Below are 17,525 nucleotides of genomic sequence, written 5' to 3'. Positions count from 1 at the left end.
TCCCAAAGCAACACTTTAGTATTAAGACCAACCTCACACTTATTAACTATACTATCAGTAACATTTAAAAGACGTTTAAGGTGAGCGGTCATGAATATCATGCGCAACGTTTTGCTTTTAATGCTAACAACCTTCTTTATATCAACGAGCTATGCTCAAAATGCCGACGTTTTAAACAAATATATTGTTGTACTCAAGCCAAGTACGATTCCTTCTGCAGTGGCTAGTGACATTGCACAGCAAGCAAATGGTCGTGTTGGCTATATTTATGAAAATGCCATACGAGGTTTTTCTATTTCAATTCCAGAGAAAGCGTTAAGAGGAATCCTAAACAACCCTAATGTGCTGTATGTGGAACAAGACCTACCGATAACAGCATTTTTGCAAACATTCCCTACTGGTGTTGAGCGAATTTTCGCAAACGACGTAACTCTGAGCATCAACAATACCGATGATCAACATGTAGATGCAGATGTTGCGGTGCTTGATACGGGTATTGATATTGACCACCTAGACCTCAACGTGGTTGGCGGTGCGAACTGTCTAAGTTACTCAGGGAAATCTCCATGGAATCGAACTTACTATTGCGATGAAACCAAAGGCTACGATGACGACCACTACCACGGTACACACGTCGCAGGAACCATTGGTGCCTTAGATAATGATTTTGGAGTTGTCGGTGTCGCGCCAGGAGTACGTTTGTGGGCGGTTAAAGTTTTGGATTCAGCGGGTTCAGGTTCGCTTGCTGGAATCATTGCCGGTATCGACTGGGTGGTAAAACAGGGCAATATCGAAGTTATTAATATGAGTTTAGGCGGCAGTGGACAAAGCAACGCAATGGATAGCGCCATTAAAACAGCCTTTGAAGCAGGTGTATTTGTTGTCGTAGCGGCCGGGAACTCAAATGCCGATAGCGCCGGCTTTACCCCAGCAAACGCACCGTTTGCATTTACAGTTTCCGCTCTCGCTGATTTTGATGGACTAGAAGGCGGCTATGGCTCTGCTACATGTCGATCAGACGAAGATGATACTTTAGCCAATTTTAGTAATTGGGGAACACCTGTAGACATCGCCGCCCCTGGTGTATGTATTACCTCAACTTACCCAATTGAAAAAGGAAGCTACGGTACGATTAGCGGAACATCAATGGCATCCCCCCATGTAGCCGGAGCAGCAGCGCTATTAGCCAGCAAGGAAAATGAACCAACTCAAATCGAAAATATCCTTATCACAAAGGGAAATAGTAACTGGGTAGATACCAGCCCCGACGGTGTCAAAGAGCCACTACTCGATATTCAAAGTGCCGCTTTTGTACCGACATTAATTGATGTGAATAGTAGTAATGAGAATGCTCCACCAGCGGCTCAATTCAATGCAAACTGTATCGATCTTACCTGTACCTTTGATGCTTCTGCCTCAACGGATAGTGACGGTACGATTGTCTCTTACGAGTGGAATTTTGGCGATTCTTCATTTGGGTCTGGTGATATCGTCGTTCATGTTTACGGTGCTTACGCTTCCTATAACGTGACTCTCACCGTTACTGACGATAAGGGCGCCGTGGATGTGTATGAGAATACTGTCAATGTCAGCGAATCTCCTGCAATCGTGACAGAAAGTATTAGTATGGGCAAAACTTGGATTGCTAGAGTCTCATATAGCTCCGGTGCAAATATTTCAGGAACATGGTCTGAATCTGGTGGCTCATGTACACAAACACAATGTGAAATTGAACTCGCTAAGAAGAAAGCCAGCGTGGTATTTACCAGTGATCAAAATGAGTCAGTGATCATCTACAAGCCTTAATATTCTTGATGGATAATTAAGGTGAATGACAAGAGAAAGCCCCTGAAATCAGGGGCTTTCTTATTTGTTATGAGAAGAATGGCAATTCAGATGAATTATGCGAGTGCTTCTTGCTCTTTAATTTCAGGGACAAAACTTGCTGATTGCTCTTTCTCTTGTTGTTTTACCAACTCTTGTTTTATTTCACCCAACTTTTTGTTGTCGAGCTTATAGAACAACATAAACACCGCTAGCGACGCAAAGAACACACCCGGTAACACGGTAAACAGAAGATTGATGGCATTAACCGCTTCATCAGTTTGCACTTCTGCACCACCTTGATAGCCAGCCCACGCAAGAATCCAGCCCACGCCTGCTCCACCAATAGCAATACCAAGTTTGATAGCGAATAGGTTGGTTGAAAACACCATTCCACTCAGAGAACGATTGCTGCGCGTTTTCTCGTAATCAACAACGTCAGACATCATACTCCACAGAATTGGCGTAGTTGCCATCTGTACTATGCCGAGCAAAATCACTAATGAGAAAACCGCTACGATGTTTGATGGTTCAACCAAGTAAATCATCGCAGAAAGAATACCAGATATCACAATAAGAATTTTGTAGACCGTTGGCTTGTCGTACTTACCTAACAGCGGAGCAGATAAGATAGCGCCAACGATATTTGCCAGCATGCCACAAACCATGAAAGTGGTTGCCAAGTCAGCTCTGCCCATCACAATTTTTACGTAATACATGGTTGATGCGCCTTTAAGCACAACGCCCGTCAGCAGCACAACGTTAACAACGAACAACACTCTCCATTGGCTATTCTTCGCCAGCAATTTTAGATCTTTAAATACGGACTGTTTTTCTTCTTGAGGCACATAGCGCTCTTTGGTGTTTGAGAAACTAAAGAAGAACAACGCAATTGCGCCAACACCCATAATTGCCATGGCACCAAGGTAGCCTTTTTGCTCATCCCCTTGACCAATAATTTCTACCAATGGCAAAGCAACCATAGCTACAACAAGGCCACCAGCCGTACTTAAAGCAAAACGGTAAGACTGCAATGACGTACGCTCTGCAGAGTCATTCGTCATAGCATTTGCCATTGCACAGTAAGGAACGTTGATAGCGGTATACATTAACGTCAGGAAGATGTAGGACGCATACGCATATACGATTTTACCCACTTCACCAACATTTGGCGTGAAGAAAGCGAACATACAAGCAGCACCAAAAGGCACAGCCATCCATAACAGATAGGGTCTGTAACGCCCATGTTTTGACTGAGTTCTATCAACAATAGAACCCATAACAGGATCAGTGACGGCATCAATAAAACGAACGATCAAAAACATGGTTCCCATATGCGCTGGGGATAAACCATAGATGTCGGTATAGAAGTAAGCTAAAAAAAGCATGACAGTTTGCCATACAAAGTTACACCCCGTGTCGCCTAATCCGTAGGCGACCTTTTCCTTTATTGATAATTTATCGGTATTGGCCATATTCATTTTTATATTTACTCCAGGATACATTTTCACCGATAAATATTTTGTTTATCCACAAAAATATAATCAACTTGCACAAATTAGTAATGCTTTTACGATATTTCACTTATGTGAACAGCACTGAAAAACCCATGAATCAAAATCGGTAAATCAATGAGTTACATGCATATTAGTGATGAATTAATAGTATTTCTGAGATATTTAACACACTTGTAAAATAGAGGAATACCAGTATTAAAAAACATAATTGATAGAAAAAACAAAACCTTTAAATTTGTCAGAGAATAAAGCCCATATGAAACTATTGGAATTACACAATGACTGAATACTTTAAAGGTATAAATAAAATCCAGTTCGAAGGAAAAGATTCGACTAACCCACTAGCATTTCGCCATTATGATGCGAATAAGATGATTCTTGGAAAAAGCATGCAAGAACACCTAAGATTCGCTGTAGCTTACTGGCACAACTTTGGCTGGGGCGGCTCGGATGTTTTTGGTACTGGAACCTTTGAACATGAATGGTTAAAGAGTTCAAACTCAATGGAAGCTGCTTATGTAAAAGCAGACGCTGCATTTGAATTTTTCACAAAACTCGGCGCTCCATACTACTGCTTCCATGATGTTGACGTAGCACCTGAAGGTAATTCACTGAAAGAGTACGTCAATAACTTCCAAACGATGGTCGACGTACTAGAACGCAAACAAGAAGAGACAGGAATCAAACTGTTGTGGGGAACGGCTAACGCATTCTCCAACCCTCGCTATATGGCGGGCGCTGGTTCAAACCCTGATCCGAAAGTATTCGCGTATGCAGCGGCTCAAATCTTCAATGCAATGGGCGCAACTCAACGACTAGGTGGTGAAAACTACGTATTGTGGGGTGGTCGAGAAGGTTATGAAACTCTTCTTAACACCGACCTTCGTCAAGAACGCGAACAACTTGGCCGCTTGATGCAGATGGTGGTTGAACACAAACACAAGATTGGCTTCAAAGGCTCTATTCTTATCGAACCAAAACCTCAAGAACCAACCAAGCATCAGTATGACTATGACACGGCTACCGTTTATGGCTTCCTGAAACAATTTGGATTAGAGAAAGAAATCAAAGTTAACATTGAAGCAAACCACGCAACCCTTGCTGGCCATAGTTTCCAACATGAAGTTGCCACTGCAACATCGCTAGGCGTCTTTGGTTCTATTGATGCAAACCGAGGCGACCCACAACTTGGTTGGGATACAGACCAGTTCCCGAACAGTGTCGAAGAAAACACTTTGGTAATGTATGAAATCTTAAAGGCTGGCGGTTTCACTACCGGTGGCTTCAATTTCGATGCCCGACTACGTCGCCCTTCGACAGATTTAGCAGACTTCTTCCACGGTCATATTGGCGGCATGGATACTATGGCTCTGTCACTAGAGCGTGCGGCAGATATGATTGAAAATGATCTCTTATCTAAGAACATCGCTCAACGCTATGCAGGCTGGAACACGGATCTAGGTAAGAAAATACTTTCTGGTGATATGTCTTTAGAAGCGGTGGCAAACTACGCTGTTGAAAACTCTATTGCTCCAGAAAAAGTATCTGGCCGCCAAGAGTACTTAGAAAACATCGTTAACGGTTTCATTTATAAGTAACTGTAACGCCTGATTAAGACGGTCTGAGGTGAATTTTTGCAGCTCAGATTCGTCATCTCATGGTATTTTTTATCAATTCCAATAAGAGAAACCAATTCATGACGGACCAAACAGTAGAACATCCTGAACTGAGCGATGCCGAACGCATTACTCAACTTGATCTTGCCCGAGCCAACTCGCTAAAACCGATATCGCCTCCGCTGGTAAAGCACATGTACACGGCCGACCCGTCAGCCCATGTGTTTAATGACCGTATCTACGTCTACCCTTCTCATGACATTGAAACCGATCAGCCACTTAATGATGACGGCGATCATTTTGATATGTCTGACTACCACGTCTTCTCTCTTGATGAGTCTTTAGAAGAAGTGACAGACCACGGTCTTGCTTTGGATGTGAAAGATGTAAAGTGGGCAGAACGACAAATGTGGGCGCCCGATGCAGCAGAAAAAGATGATAAATATTACCTATATTTCCCAGCTAAAAATGCGCAAGGTGTTTTTCATATAGGCGCAGCCGTATCGGATTCTCCAGCAGGTCCTTTCAAAGCAGAAGAAACGCATATTGAAGGCACCTTCAGTATTGACCCTGCGGTATACCAAGACAACCAAGATTACTATTTGTATTTCGGTGGTATTTGGGGAGGACAATTGCAACGTTGGACTCAAGGTGAATATGGTGAAGACAACTACCCTGCAGATGACCAAGCTTCTCTAATGCCTAAAATGGCAAAGTTAGCCAAAGATATGGTGAGTTTAGAAGAGCAACCAAGAGACGTACTAATCGTTGATGAAAACGGTGAGCCGCTAAAAGCAGGTGATACAGAACGTCGCTATTTTGAGGGCCCTTGGGTTCATAAGCATAACAATGTTTACTACCTCTCGTACTCCACGGGCGATACACACAAGATTGTCTATGCGACAAGTGATTCGCCATATGGGCCATTTAAATATCAAGGCGTGATTCTTGAGCCCGTACTAGGCTGGACAACTCACCACTCGATTGTTCAGTATCAAGGCAAATGGTACTTGTTTTACCATGACAGCACGTTATCTGGCGGTCAGACTCACTTGAGAAGCATCAAAATGACCGAGCTTCATCACAATGCAGACGGCTCAATCCAAACCATTAAACCCTATCTGGATTAATTCGCTATTAGTGATACCCCTTCACCACTTTCCAGAGTGACTGGTTAAGCTGGAAGTAAAAAGCGAGCCACCAAGGCTCGCTTTATTATGGGTTATCGGTTCGGGTTTAGTTCAAAAATACCTAACGATCACTAATAGCCACTTTACTTGCTAACCCAATAAGCAGAACTCCAGAGACTCCCTCAAGTGCTCGTGAATATCGCTGAGAGTTTGGACGACTAAATACCCAGCTACCAACAGAAGCGTATAGAATGTTACACAGCGTAGCTAATGCACTGAACACCAAACCAAGCACTAGTAATTGCATTGATGCAACGCCTGCTGATGTATCGATAAATTGAGGCAAGAATGAAAGGAAAAATAGCGCGACCTTCGGGTTCAAGACACTAACAATAACACCCTGCACAAACACATTTTTATTGCGTTCAACATTCTCGCTAACCACCAATTCGCTCTCACCGCGCCACATTGAAATTAGCGACTGAACACCTAAATAGACTAAGTAAGCAGCGCCCAGCCATTTTACCGCACTAAAGGCGACAGCAGAGCTGAGGATTATTGCAGATAAACCTAAACACGCGGCGAGTGTATGAACAAAGTAGCCCACACCCAACCCCATTGCGGCTTTAAACCCTGTAGCCAACTTACCTTTCATTGTATTGGAAACGATGTAGATTACGTCTGGCCCAGGTATCATATTGATAGCCAGACAAGCGACCACAAATAGTAGCAATGAATTTAATTCCATTTATTTTTCTCCATGTTGAATGCTTTGTGGCGAACTTAGTAAATATCCTGTATCTCTAATTTTTCTAAGCTGACATCACAACTTATGAGGCTTTTTTCCGCACCTAAGTACGACAAATGCACTTGAAGTTGACTTGTTTCAATATCCGTTTCGATGCCGCATAATTCCACAACACCTTTAAAGATCACCTCAACACTACCAGTAACTTTAACATTACTTAGACCCTCAATTTCTGATTTTGAGAGTGCTTTTCGGTATTCATAAGAAAGAGATTCGTACGCTTCGTTTTCACAGTAAAAGGACAGTTCTGCCTCACATTCAGCAGACAAAGTATACGCAAACTTTCCGTTACCCAAATAACGAGGAGAATCGACTGAAACTTCTTTTAAGTTTTGAACATGTACTTCATGTTCGGTTAACTCAATGTTGGTAAGGTCATAAGGGAGCTCAACAAAATCTTCATCATAAAATCCTTCTACTTCTACAAGATAATTGTCGGTTAGATATTGAGAAACCTCATAGCAGGAATCAAATGTAGAAAGGGTTTCTATTATAGACGTGACTTTCCTTTCACTTGCATTTAGTTCAACAAGAATAGCTTTCAACTGAGGAACTTCAATCACTTCGATGAGGTCCTTGAAAAGTACTACATTATCGATATATTTGACTGCTTCTATTAAAGCACCATCTTTTGCAACAACAAACAACTCGCTTTCTTTTGCCAGTTTTTCTATAGCATCTAAAATAACTGCATCGGGAATATCTTCTCTTTGCTTTTTATTACGAAACGCTCCTGTGCCAGAGAAATAAGATTTAAAAATGTCTTCAATTGAAGTATCCGAGATTAATGGCACTACAACCTTGTTCTCTTTTATCCAAGAGTCTACAAATCGATCTGCTTCTTTTATTGACGTAGCCACAAAATTTGTAAGTTGCCTAACGACATACTTATCTTTGTCTATAATGGACTTTCTGTTTAAGTTGTCCAAAGCAGAGTTAAGCTTCTTTAGTTCAGCTTCAGCTTGGTCTAGTCTTTTACTTTTATATTCCTTTAACACCATTTCAGGGATAACTAAGCAAATTGAATTACTTCTAATCAACCGCTGTAAAAGTTGAAATCGTGATGACTGTAAGCCTTCCTGATGCAAAATATTAGTATCTAAGAGAATTTTGATCATTTGTATTACTGGATACTCCAAAAAATTAATTCACCAACAGCTTTGTATATCTAGTTGCCTGTTACTGAGAACACGACTCCCAAATAAATATCGAACTGTTTATCTATTAAAAGAAAAAACAGAGCACAAATTTCAAACAGCCTCGGTATAGCATTCCATATCAAACTAAGGACATATTCATCCATTAACAAAAGTTGGTCAATTATTGATAAACAGGTGTGGTGTAAAGCGTGGACTAGAACACAATTGGTGTCCGCTATATTTCAGGAAAACTCTCGCATTTGGCTTACCCCATCAATTTCTGAGTAGCGTATATACTTTAGGTAAGTGAACGCTATTGAGGAGGTCGATAATGGAAATATATCAACACGGTATGCCGGAGCTATTTAAGCAGCTTGGTTTAGGGCATTCACCTAAAGAAATCAAAGAGTTCGTCAAGAACCACCGACATACGCGAGATTCAGCTCCAATACATAAAGCGAGTTTTTGGACAAGGTCACAATCGGATTTTTTGAAACAAGCTATCGAACAAGATGCCGACTGGGCCGAGGTAGTGGATCAGCTCGACATTATGTTGCGAGACTAACTGACCGGCCAATGAATCCGTCAATGGATTCAAAAGCTTATTAATATTCAGAGAACTATTTTTACGCTGCGGGCACAGTCATTCTGTCCCGCAGTTTCGTTTATACAAGTCCGCCACGTGTTAATGTTTTAGGGTCAAGATAGTGCTCTAATTCTTCTCGGCTCAAATCGGTTTCTTCTTCCGCGACATCAATGACAGCTCGGCCTTCCTTATAGGCTTTTTTGGCTATTTCGGCTGCTTTCAAATAACCAACCACCGGATTTAACGCGGTAATAAGGATTGGATTTTTGGCAAGAGCCTTATCAATATTTTGCTGACGCACTTTGAACGGCTTAATCGCTTTATCTGCCAGTGAAATGCATGAATTGGTGAGCAAATGTATCGATTCAAGCAGGTTGTAAGCAATAACAGGCAACATAACATTAAGCTGGAAGTTTCCTGACTGGCCGGCAACCGTAATGGTTGTATCGTTGCCTATTACCTGTGCCGAAGCCATTGCTACGGCTTCGGGGATCACTGGGTTTACTTTGCCCGGCATGATTGATGAACCTGGTTGTAAAGCTTCCAGCTCTATTTCACCAAGCCCTGCAAGCGGACCTGAATTCATCCAACGTAAATCATTGGATATTTTCATCAAGGCAACAGCCAGTGTCTTTAACTGACCGGATAGAGAAACAATCGAATCCTGACAGCTCAAATTAAAATAGAAATTGCCACTTGGCTTAAAGGATAAGCCACTGAGCTGACTTAAGTTATGACAGAAATCCTCAGCAAAGCCTGTATGAGCATTGATACCCGTTCCTACTGCGGTTCCTCCCTGCCCAAGTGCTCTTGTCGATTCCAAAGCAGAGCTAATTGACTGCAAAGCATGTTGTATTTGTGCTTCCCAGCCACTTAGTTCCTGACTAAACGTAATTGGCATGGCGTCCATTAGATGCGTTCTTCCGGTTTTAACAATCCCGTCCAGTTCCTTCTGTTTGCTTCTGAGTGTTTCAGCTAAATGAGTGAGTGCCGGAATCAACAATTTCTCACATGTCATGACAGCACTCACTTGAATGGAAGTTGGAATCACATCATTACTGCTCTGCCCCATATTAACGTGATCGTTGGGGCTTACTTTCTCATTCAATATTTGGCTTGCCAGAGTCGCCAGTACTTCATTGGCATTCATATTTGTACTGGTGCCAGAACCAGTCTGAAAGACATCAATCGGAAACTGGTCATGATATTGACCATCAATAACGCTTTGCGCAGCTTTGACTATTGCATCAGCGACGTGGCTGTTTAATGTGCCTAACTTGGCGTTTGTCTTTGCTGCCGCCTGTTTGATGTAAGCTAACGCCACAATCAAGTCTTTAGGCATCTTATGCTCACTGATGTTGAAGTTATCGATGGCTCTTTGTGTTTGAGCCTGATAGAGGGCATCAGAAGGAACGTTAACTTCCCCCATACTATCTTTCTCAATTCGATATTTCTTATTCATAAAACATCCTTGAATTAACCTGAAATCGGTTTATGTATACCGTAATTATAACCGTTGAAATCAGGCCGGATGTTTATTCAGGCAACCTCTGGTATTGCTAAGTTTAATTAAAGAGATATGCCGAAAAGGTGCGATAAACAGTAAAAAGACTCTTCTGAGTCATAAACTCAAAACATCGAGCACTTCAGCTAAGCTATTAACCGTTAACACATTTTGGGGAAGGTCAATATTTTCATGAAATCCTGCGAGCCATACTGCTGTCATGCCAGCATTAATAGCTCCAAGAGCGTCTTTTACTGGGTGATCTCCAACATAAACACATTCATTGGTTTCGAAACCCGCTTGCCTTGTTGTATCCGTAAAAATCAAAGGATCTGGTTTACTGACCCCAAATCCATCTGAACTGACCACTTGAGAAAATAGATGACTAAAAGAAGTCGCGTTGATTGTTACTCTTCGACTTAGATCAGCACCATTTGAAATTACACCTAGGTGATATTTTCTGTAACTAAGATAATTAAGCAGGTTTACAGCCCCATTCATTTCTACAGCACATCTTGGGAAATTGTGCTGCCAATACTGACTTAACTCTTCCGCACTTCTCTTGTTTTTCCATGGTAGTTGAACAGAAAGTTCAGTACCGACAGCTTCAAATATATGACTGTATGGTGAGTTGTCCGATAGGTATCCACCATTATCTTGTTTCTTAATAATGTCACCCACCTGAAGTGCGTTGATTCTCCTAAGATCTGACGAAAACCGTTGAACAAAACAACTAACAAACCGATCAATACTGGCATCCCTATTTACCAGTGTGTTGTCTAAGTCAAAATATATGGCTTTAATCATTCGAGTTTCCAACTAGTGAAAGCTTTCGACTTTACGGCTACAACATTAAGCTTTTGTGTAACATCTAGCTTCGTTTCCCCCTATACGTACACTATGCCGTTTTGTTTTGAGTAAATAGTGTTATTGGATTTATGTAACTTCGAATAGAGAAATGTAAGTCACCAAAGGGGAGCGTCTAATTTAGTGATGCACAGAAAAGCTGACTAGATGAATGCAATGAAAACGTCCCCAAGATACATAGACCGTGGGGACGTTTAGTTTTAACAGCAGCTATTCGGGCAATTAGAGTTCATTTCTTCGAACTAAAATTAGAAAGAGCCTTGGGTTGCATTGGCGTTGCTATCAAGTTGGTTATTACCCCCTGATTGCCAAACTACGTTCAACTCAGGGTTGGTTTCATCCCTTTTTAGACACTTCCACTCGATGTTTTGCGCTACTGGTACATCAATGGTTGCGCTCCAAGTTGGATACTGCGCAGGATCGAGTTTAACCGCGCCTGCCGGAGCCCAACCGCCTAACTGTGCAACATTGCCAACGGCATAAACACTTTGACCAAGATTGGTGTAACCGTTGTAGCAAGTGAACGCGACGGTTTTCAGTGTCGGGTCGACGCTACCGCCACCACTGCCATGCAGCACCAACGCTTGGTTTTGGGCCAAATGGAAAGTCGCTTCGCCACCGCTCACGCTTACAATGTCATCACCAATTAAACTGGTGTGGCTACCACATCACTAAGTGCCAAATTACCTACCGTTACTGAAGTTGCTGAACCGCGGTTAAGTGCGACAGTCACAACATCTTCTCCTTCTTGGCGCTCATAGACCAACACATCGTCTTCAACCCATCGCTGCGTGTAGCTACCGCGTTGAATCGCTAGACTATTTTGGCGTAGATCAGTCAAAGCTTGGATGATCTTAAACGCTTGTGTATCTTGGCTAAAGCTTGGCATTTTCTCACGGTTGTACGGGTCACTGCCTACTTGACCAAAAGCGTTCTGGGTAAAGTCTGCCGAATAGTGTTCGGTACCGTAGTAAATGGCTGGGATACCACGTACTGTCATAGTCGCCACTAGCCCTAAATTAACACGCTGCTGGGCAAACGCTTCACTCTGGTTGCCGCCCGCCTCGTTGTTACCGGGGCCAAACGTAGAAGCGCTAGAACGCAACGCAGTTGAGATACGCGCCATATCGTGGTTATCCATGAACACCACTTGCCAATCGTCACTGGTGAAAACTGATTTGCGCGTTTCCAAGTAGCTATTTAGCGTTTTCATACTATTGCCAGCACGGTTGGCCAACACTCGCTCTAAAGTGTCGCGAAAACCGAAGTCAAGCAGCGCTGAACCGGAAGTGTTAGCGTAATCTATCGCGTAACCGTCGATACCCGTGGTGGTATTGGCGCTGGCACCAAACCATTCTCCGAAAAAGTAAAAGCCATCACGACCAAGGCTCTTACTGTAGTCATAGATGTCCGTCGTCCATTGCTGAATAAACGACTTATCCATATGCTTGATCGCATCAATTCTTATCGCATCGACACCTGCATCGATCCAAAACTTAGATCCATCGAGCAAGTATTGATACACATTGGTATTCGATTGGTTGAAGTCAGAAAGGTTGAACAAATTAAAATTGCGTACTTGATACCAATCGTTCCAGTTGGTCACACCACCATTGTGGTGATACCAGTCAGTGCCTGCCGCGACATCGCTGTTGTAGTCAGTGATAAACTGCCCATCACGATATAAAGCGCCGTATTCGTTTTCATCGTTCCCATTGGAATGGTTAGGAGCATAGTCGAGAACCAGCTTCATGTTGTATTCTGCGCTGTGCATTTTGCTGGTCAGTTCTTTGAAATCATCCAAGGTGCCGAAGTGCTCATCCACACGGAAGAAATCACGTCCCCAGTAACCGTGATAACCAGCCCCGCCATTGGCATCGATATTGTCGGCGTTATCCACTGGCGGAGTAATCCAAATCGCGGTTACACCAAGTGATTTTAAATACGGCAGTTTGTCAATTAGGCCACGAAGGTCTCCCCCAACATACTTTTTCAAGTTGTTCGGATCGTAAGTTGCTGGATTGTGGCCCGTGTTGTTGCTTACATCTCCATCGCTGAAACGATCAAGAAAAACAAAGTAAATCGTTTCTTTGCGAAAATCGAGATAAGTGCCAGTTTCCGTATCAGCACTGGTCGCAGCGAAAGTTGTTGGGCTAAACATCAGTCCATTTGCGGCAATAGCAGCCAGCAGCGCACTGCAAAGCAAAGTGCGTTTTTTCATTGGAGACTCCCCCGTGGTTTGTGAAAATTAACCGGGATTCATTCCCGGTTGTTGGTTAAGTTCTTTTCACTGTAGAAATCGAAGATATGACAGAAGGCAGTGTTGAGATTGAAGCGCATCGGCTTGCCAATATCTGCGGTTGTGATGGTTTGATCATTAACGCGCGCTATCACTTCTTTCCCGCCTACTTTGAAGTAGAGGTACTTCTCATTCCCCATATTTTCCACCACCGTCAAAACACCTTCAAAGGCGTTAATGGTGTCGCCAGCGTCAGCAACACCAATGTGTTCTGGGCGAATGCCGAAGCACACTGGTTTATCCACGTATTCTCTCAATGCTTCCTGTTTTTCCACTGGAATAAACATGCGAATACCCGAGCCAATTTCGATGTAAAGCTGGCCGTTTTCTTCTCGGATCACGGTATCAATCAAATTCATCGCGGGTGAGCCGATAAAACTCGCCACAAACTTGTTGGCTGGGTAGTTGTAGAGGTTAGTAGGCGTATCCACCTGCATGATTTTGCCTTGATTAAGTACGCAGATGCGATCGCCAAGCGTCAAAGCCTCGGTTTGATCGTGCGTGACGTAAATCATGGTGGCGGGAGTACCTTCTTCTTTCAATGATTGGTGTAACTGAGCAATTTTAACTCGCATCGACACTCGCAATTTGGCATCAAGGTTCGATAACGGCTCATCAAACAGGAACACTTCAGGCTTACGCACAATTGCACGTCCAACCGCAACGCGCTGACGCTGACCTCCGGACATTTCCTTCGGCTTACGATGCAGCAGTTCCTTGATCTCCAGTTTTTCCGCTGCCTCTTCGACACGACGCTTAATCTCATCTTTCGGCCGTTTTTGCATTTTCAGGCCAAACGCCATGTTGTCGAACACGGTTTTGTGTGGGTAGAGCGCATAGTTCTGAAATACCATCGCAATGCCGCGATCTTTCGGCGGTAAGTCATTCACCACTCTGTTGCCAATTCGAATCTCGCCACCAGTGATACTTTCCAGACCAGCAATCATGCGCAAGGTGGTTGATTTCGCGCAACCCGACGGTCCGACAAACACCATAAATTCGCCTTCGCGAATATCCAAATCGATGCCATGGACAGCTTTAAAACCGTTGTCATATTTTTTTTCTACTTTACGCAAACTAACCGTCGCCATGAATCTCTCCACTTACCAAAAGGGTATAAAAAATGATCCTCAATTTACCGAGGCAGACTGGTTGGCAATCTGTCTGGGTAAATCAGGCAGCCGAATACGGTTACGGCTGCCAACTGTATGTGTTCTTAACTACTTACATTCACTAACCATGGCAAATAGTGGTGCTTTGTCTGGCGCAAGCTGAATGGTCCACACATACTTGCCATCTTTAGGCAAACTCACTACGGTGTTTTTCGCAAATCCACCACGTTTTAACTCATTCACTTGTCCCACGGTCATCGACATACCTGCTGCTGTAAACTGAGGCGTCCAGCTCATCGTGGCAAATTGCAAACTGACATTGCCCGCTTGTTCGTCCGAGACCACTTGATAAATTCCATCGCCTTTGTAACCCATTTTGTGAGTATCTAGGTGAATCCACTGACCTTCAGGGAAGGTGCCTACAACAAACAGTGACGGCTTGATTGGACCACGGTCGTCTTCTAGCGTCGGTAAATTACAGTCAGAAAAACGTGCATCGGCATTGGTCGCAGCAGACTGAGATTGTTCAGTGGTGCTGGCACAACCTGCCAGTAAAGCTGTTGCGGTCGCAGCAATCAAAAGTGTATGTTTCATAACAAATCCTTGATTATTTCGTTCTCGTTTCATCCAGCGGAGACCGGCTTGCCTGCTCCGCGTGTCGGTTAATTCGCTTGTTAGGCCGATCTCTTTTCAAACAGTCGCGCAAGCCAGCGCTTTTGCTCTGGTTGCGACGTTTTCAATTGCTCATAGTGCTGAGTCAGTTTGTTCAGCACCGCAAGATTACGGTAATACGCTTTGGACTCTTTAGCTGGGTAACCAAACAGATCGCTACCTGGAGGGCAAGAGTGGCTCACGCCTGACTTGGCCTTAATCACCGAGTGGCTACCGATGTTAATGTGTCCAGCAGTGCCAACTTGTCCATGTACCACTACGTGATCGCCCAGCACGGTGTGTCCGGCGAAGCCACATTGAGAGATGATCAAACAATGTTTACCAATGCGGCAGTCGTGACCAATTTGCACTTGATTGTCTATTTTGCTGCCTTTACCAATTACAGTGTCACCTAGAGTGCCTCGGTCAATGGTGTTGTTACAGCCAATCTCGACATCATCCTCAATGATGACTCGGCCAATACTTTCCATACGTTGATAGCTGCCATCTTTGCCAGACATATATTCAAAGCTGTAGTTACCAATCGAGTTATTGGAATCGATAATGACGTTGTTGCCGATCACGGTTCCTTCTTTAATCACAGTATTGGCATGAATTGCTACATTGTTACCAATGGTCACGCCATTCATGATGCGTACTCCGGGCATGAAATGGCAGTTCTGCCCTATCTGACAATGTTTGCCAATGTAAACCCCATCAACGGTCGAGGTGTTTCCTTGGTCAAACAGTTGGTATTTATGCACTTTGTAATAGCGTAAAAGCTGATTGATTTTCTCTACATCTAAATGATCAATCACAATGTGTGCTTTGGCGGGGCTTTGCAAAATCGCCGCAGGCCCCACCAGCACTTCCGCTGAGGTTTCAGAAAGCTGTTTAAGATCAGATCGGGCAAACACAACGGCGAGTCCACCCTCTACATCACTGACAACAGGACGTATGGTGTCCACCACTAGTGAGCCATCCCCCTCAATTCGACCTGATAAACTTTGCGCAATTTCTGAAACACTCAGCATGTTGACCTCTTAACTCGGGTTAGAAACGGTATAAAGCTTGAAGATAAACCGTGTGCTGTTTTAGCTCACTCTCATTCTTCGCTTCCCATCCAGCCAGTTTACTTTTTTCTTCTACTTCATTCGCGTACTCATACTCCCCTTTTAGCAACCAGCTATCACCAACTGCTTGTTCATAACCCAAGGTTGCTTTACGAATGTCTTTGAAGTAATCGATGTCAGCGTTTCCACCGCCACTGTTAGAAGCATTGCGAGTTTCGTTTTCACCAACACGAATACGCGCATAAAGCACACCGGCATCATCAAAGCTATATTGCACAATAGGTTCGATATATTTCTCAGTGAAATCACTGATTTCATTGATACCACCGTTGGCTTGGTGATCTTCATTGTCTTTGATTTGGTAGTACAACTCGACACCCAACTCCCAACTGCCAAAGCGCTTATAAGGCTTGAAGAGTAAGCTATAACCTTCTTCAGTACGCTCACCCCATTCGCTTTTGTCTTCTGCACTATAGAGATACTCTAGGTTTGAATAGAAACCCCAGTTGTTCTCGTTGCTATAGTAAGTCAGATAAGGACGGAAGCTGTGCTCTGCAAGCGATTTACGCAGGCCGCTAACATAAGGTGAAAAGACTTTACTACGCGTATATTCCAGCTCGTAAATGGCACCGGTTGCCCAACCATTGCCTAAATCAAAGCCTTTGTTGAGTGAGAAGAGTTGCTTAATGCCGTCTTCATTTTCGAAGTAGCTTGGCTCTTTTTGCTCACGGTTTTCCAGCTTAAGACCATACAGTGCACTAAGATTCCAACGGGCATTGTTGTAGTACACGCCAAACACTTCATGGGTTGTTGTACGCTCCTTTTTCTTGGTGCCGTTGAAACCATCGGTCACTTTGTCCTCGTATTCGAGTGAAGTGCCAACATGGCCGCCAAACTGCATCGCTTCGTCAAGGAAACCAACATCGGCATCCATGCCACGCTCACTAGCTGCTAGTGTAGGGAAAGATATTGCAAGCGCCGCCGCTACGGAGACAGAAATTAACGTTCTTTTCACGATAGGTCCTTATCAACCTCTTGGTTGTAAATCGTAGATATAATTAAAATGAATATTTAGTAGTTCACTGTGAACGCCTATCTATTCTTCTGCATGTTGATTTGTTTTTCCTCATCACTTTTATTCAAATGAGACTCCCATCACTCTCACCAGCTCATTTAGGTGACATTAATCACATTTATATATTTAACAGGCGAAGACTCATTCTAATTGTGTACGCTTTTTGCTCTAGATAAAAACCTCCCCGAATACATCTACACGCATTACCAAAAACACTTACTACACCTACATTTGTTGATTGTTATCACACTTAATATCAAAATTAACTGGATAGTAGTTGACTTAAAAAGAGGTAGATTTAACCTAGTAGTATATTATGAACTA

The 17,525-nt window shown here is 43.3% G+C and carries 13 protein-coding genes and 1 pseudogene; 4 read left to right on the top strand and 10 right to left on the bottom strand.

The features are described from left to right. Nucleotides 1-90: 90 nt before the first annotated feature. Complete coding sequence (locus AAGA51_RS15800; protein ID WP_052404550.1) at nucleotides 91-1,806, top strand: S8 family serine peptidase; 1,716 nt, start codon at nucleotides 91-93, stop codon at nucleotides 1,804-1,806. Nucleotides 1,807-1,901: 95 nt separating this feature from the next. Here AAGA51_RS15800 and AAGA51_RS15795 read toward each other — a convergent pair whose 3' ends face one another. Further along, nucleotides 1,902-3,299, bottom strand: a complete 1,398-nt coding sequence (locus AAGA51_RS15795; protein WP_217995494.1) for a glycoside-pentoside-hexuronide (GPH):cation symporter — start codon at nucleotides 3,297-3,299, stop codon at nucleotides 1,902-1,904. A 320-nt stretch (nucleotides 3,300-3,619) separates the two neighbouring features. On the opposite strand from AAGA51_RS15795, the gene xylA reads away from it, so the two are divergent. Together xylA and AAGA51_RS15785 are read left to right on the top strand one after the other, a co-directional pair. Further along, the gene (gene xylA, locus AAGA51_RS15790) at nucleotides 3,620-4,939 is read left to right on the top strand and encodes a xylose isomerase (protein ID WP_042481506.1); all 1,320 of its coding nucleotides are present in this window, start codon (nucleotides 3,620-3,622) and stop codon (nucleotides 4,937-4,939) included. Between the two features lie 98 nt (nucleotides 4,940-5,037). After that, nucleotides 5,038-6,087 carry a glycoside hydrolase family 43 protein gene (locus AAGA51_RS15785; RefSeq protein WP_042481509.1) on the top strand — a complete coding sequence of 350 codons (1,050 nt, stop codon included), beginning with the start codon at nucleotides 5,038-5,040 and terminating at the stop codon, nucleotides 6,085-6,087. Between the two features lie 121 nt (nucleotides 6,088-6,208). On the opposite strand, the gene AAGA51_RS15780 is transcribed toward AAGA51_RS15785, so the two are convergent. Next, a complete protein-coding gene (locus AAGA51_RS15780; RefSeq protein WP_042481512.1) occupies nucleotides 6,209-6,835 on the bottom strand; it encodes a LysE family translocator in 627 nt (208 codons plus the stop codon). Between the two features lie 35 nt (nucleotides 6,836-6,870). Next, nucleotides 6,871-8,013: a PIN domain-containing protein gene (locus tag AAGA51_RS15775; RefSeq protein WP_042481515.1), complete on the bottom strand. Its 1,143-nt coding sequence runs from the start codon at nucleotides 8,011-8,013 to the stop codon at nucleotides 6,871-6,873. A gap of 352 nt (nucleotides 8,014-8,365) precedes the next feature. Here AAGA51_RS15775 and AAGA51_RS15770 point away from each other — a divergent pair, with 352 nt between their 5' ends. Continuing rightward, nucleotides 8,366-8,599: a DUF2789 domain-containing protein gene (locus AAGA51_RS15770; RefSeq protein WP_040903696.1), complete on the top strand. Its 234-nt coding sequence runs from the start codon at nucleotides 8,366-8,368 to the stop codon at nucleotides 8,597-8,599. Nucleotides 8,600-8,699: 100 nt separating this feature from the next. Here AAGA51_RS15770 and AAGA51_RS15765 read toward each other — a convergent pair whose 3' ends face one another. The 7 genes and pseudogenes from AAGA51_RS15765 to AAGA51_RS15735 all read right to left on the bottom strand — a co-directional run bounded on the left by AAGA51_RS15765 (nucleotide 8,700) and on the right by AAGA51_RS15735 (nucleotide 17,141). Next, the gene (locus AAGA51_RS15765) at nucleotides 8,700-10,082 is read right to left on the bottom strand and encodes a class II fumarate hydratase (protein ID WP_042481522.1); all 1,383 of its coding nucleotides are present in this window, start codon (nucleotides 10,080-10,082) and stop codon (nucleotides 8,700-8,702) included. A 159-nt stretch (nucleotides 10,083-10,241) separates the two neighbouring features. Continuing rightward, nucleotides 10,242-10,931 (bottom strand): HAD family hydrolase, encoded by a 690-nt coding sequence (locus AAGA51_RS15760; protein ID WP_042481524.1) that lies wholly within the window; start codon nucleotides 10,929-10,931, stop codon nucleotides 10,242-10,244. 308 nt (nucleotides 10,932-11,239) lie between these two features. Then, nucleotides 11,240-13,212, bottom strand: a pseudogene (locus AAGA51_RS15755) (alpha-amylase family glycosyl hydrolase). 38 nt (nucleotides 13,213-13,250) lie between these two features. Beyond that, nucleotides 13,251-14,381: an ABC transporter ATP-binding protein gene (locus AAGA51_RS15750; RefSeq protein WP_042481527.1), complete on the bottom strand. Its 1,131-nt coding sequence runs from the start codon at nucleotides 14,379-14,381 to the stop codon at nucleotides 13,251-13,253. Between the two features lie 129 nt (nucleotides 14,382-14,510). Continuing rightward, on the bottom strand, nucleotides 14,511-14,996 hold the full coding sequence (locus tag AAGA51_RS15745; protein WP_042481530.1) for a glycosidase: 486 nt from the start codon (nucleotides 14,994-14,996) through the stop codon (nucleotides 14,511-14,513). Between the two features lie 80 nt (nucleotides 14,997-15,076). Further along, nucleotides 15,077-16,087 carry a UDP-3-O-(3-hydroxymyristoyl)glucosamine N-acyltransferase gene (gene lpxD, locus AAGA51_RS15740; RefSeq protein WP_042481532.1) on the bottom strand — a complete coding sequence of 337 codons (1,011 nt, stop codon included), beginning with the start codon at nucleotides 16,085-16,087 and terminating at the stop codon, nucleotides 15,077-15,079. A gap of 19 nt (nucleotides 16,088-16,106) precedes the next feature. Further along, nucleotides 16,107-17,141: a hypothetical protein gene (locus tag AAGA51_RS15735; RefSeq protein WP_042481535.1), complete on the bottom strand. Its 1,035-nt coding sequence runs from the start codon at nucleotides 17,139-17,141 to the stop codon at nucleotides 16,107-16,109. Between the last annotated feature and the right edge of the window lie 384 nt (nucleotides 17,142-17,525).

It is taken from the genome of Vibrio diazotrophicus, from assembly GCF_038452265.1.
Lineage (GTDB): Bacteria > Pseudomonadota > Gammaproteobacteria > Enterobacterales > Vibrionaceae > Vibrio > Vibrio diazotrophicus.
The sequence above is the reverse complement of the archived record's forward strand: the minus strand, read 5'-3'. Positions and strand labels throughout refer to the sequence as shown.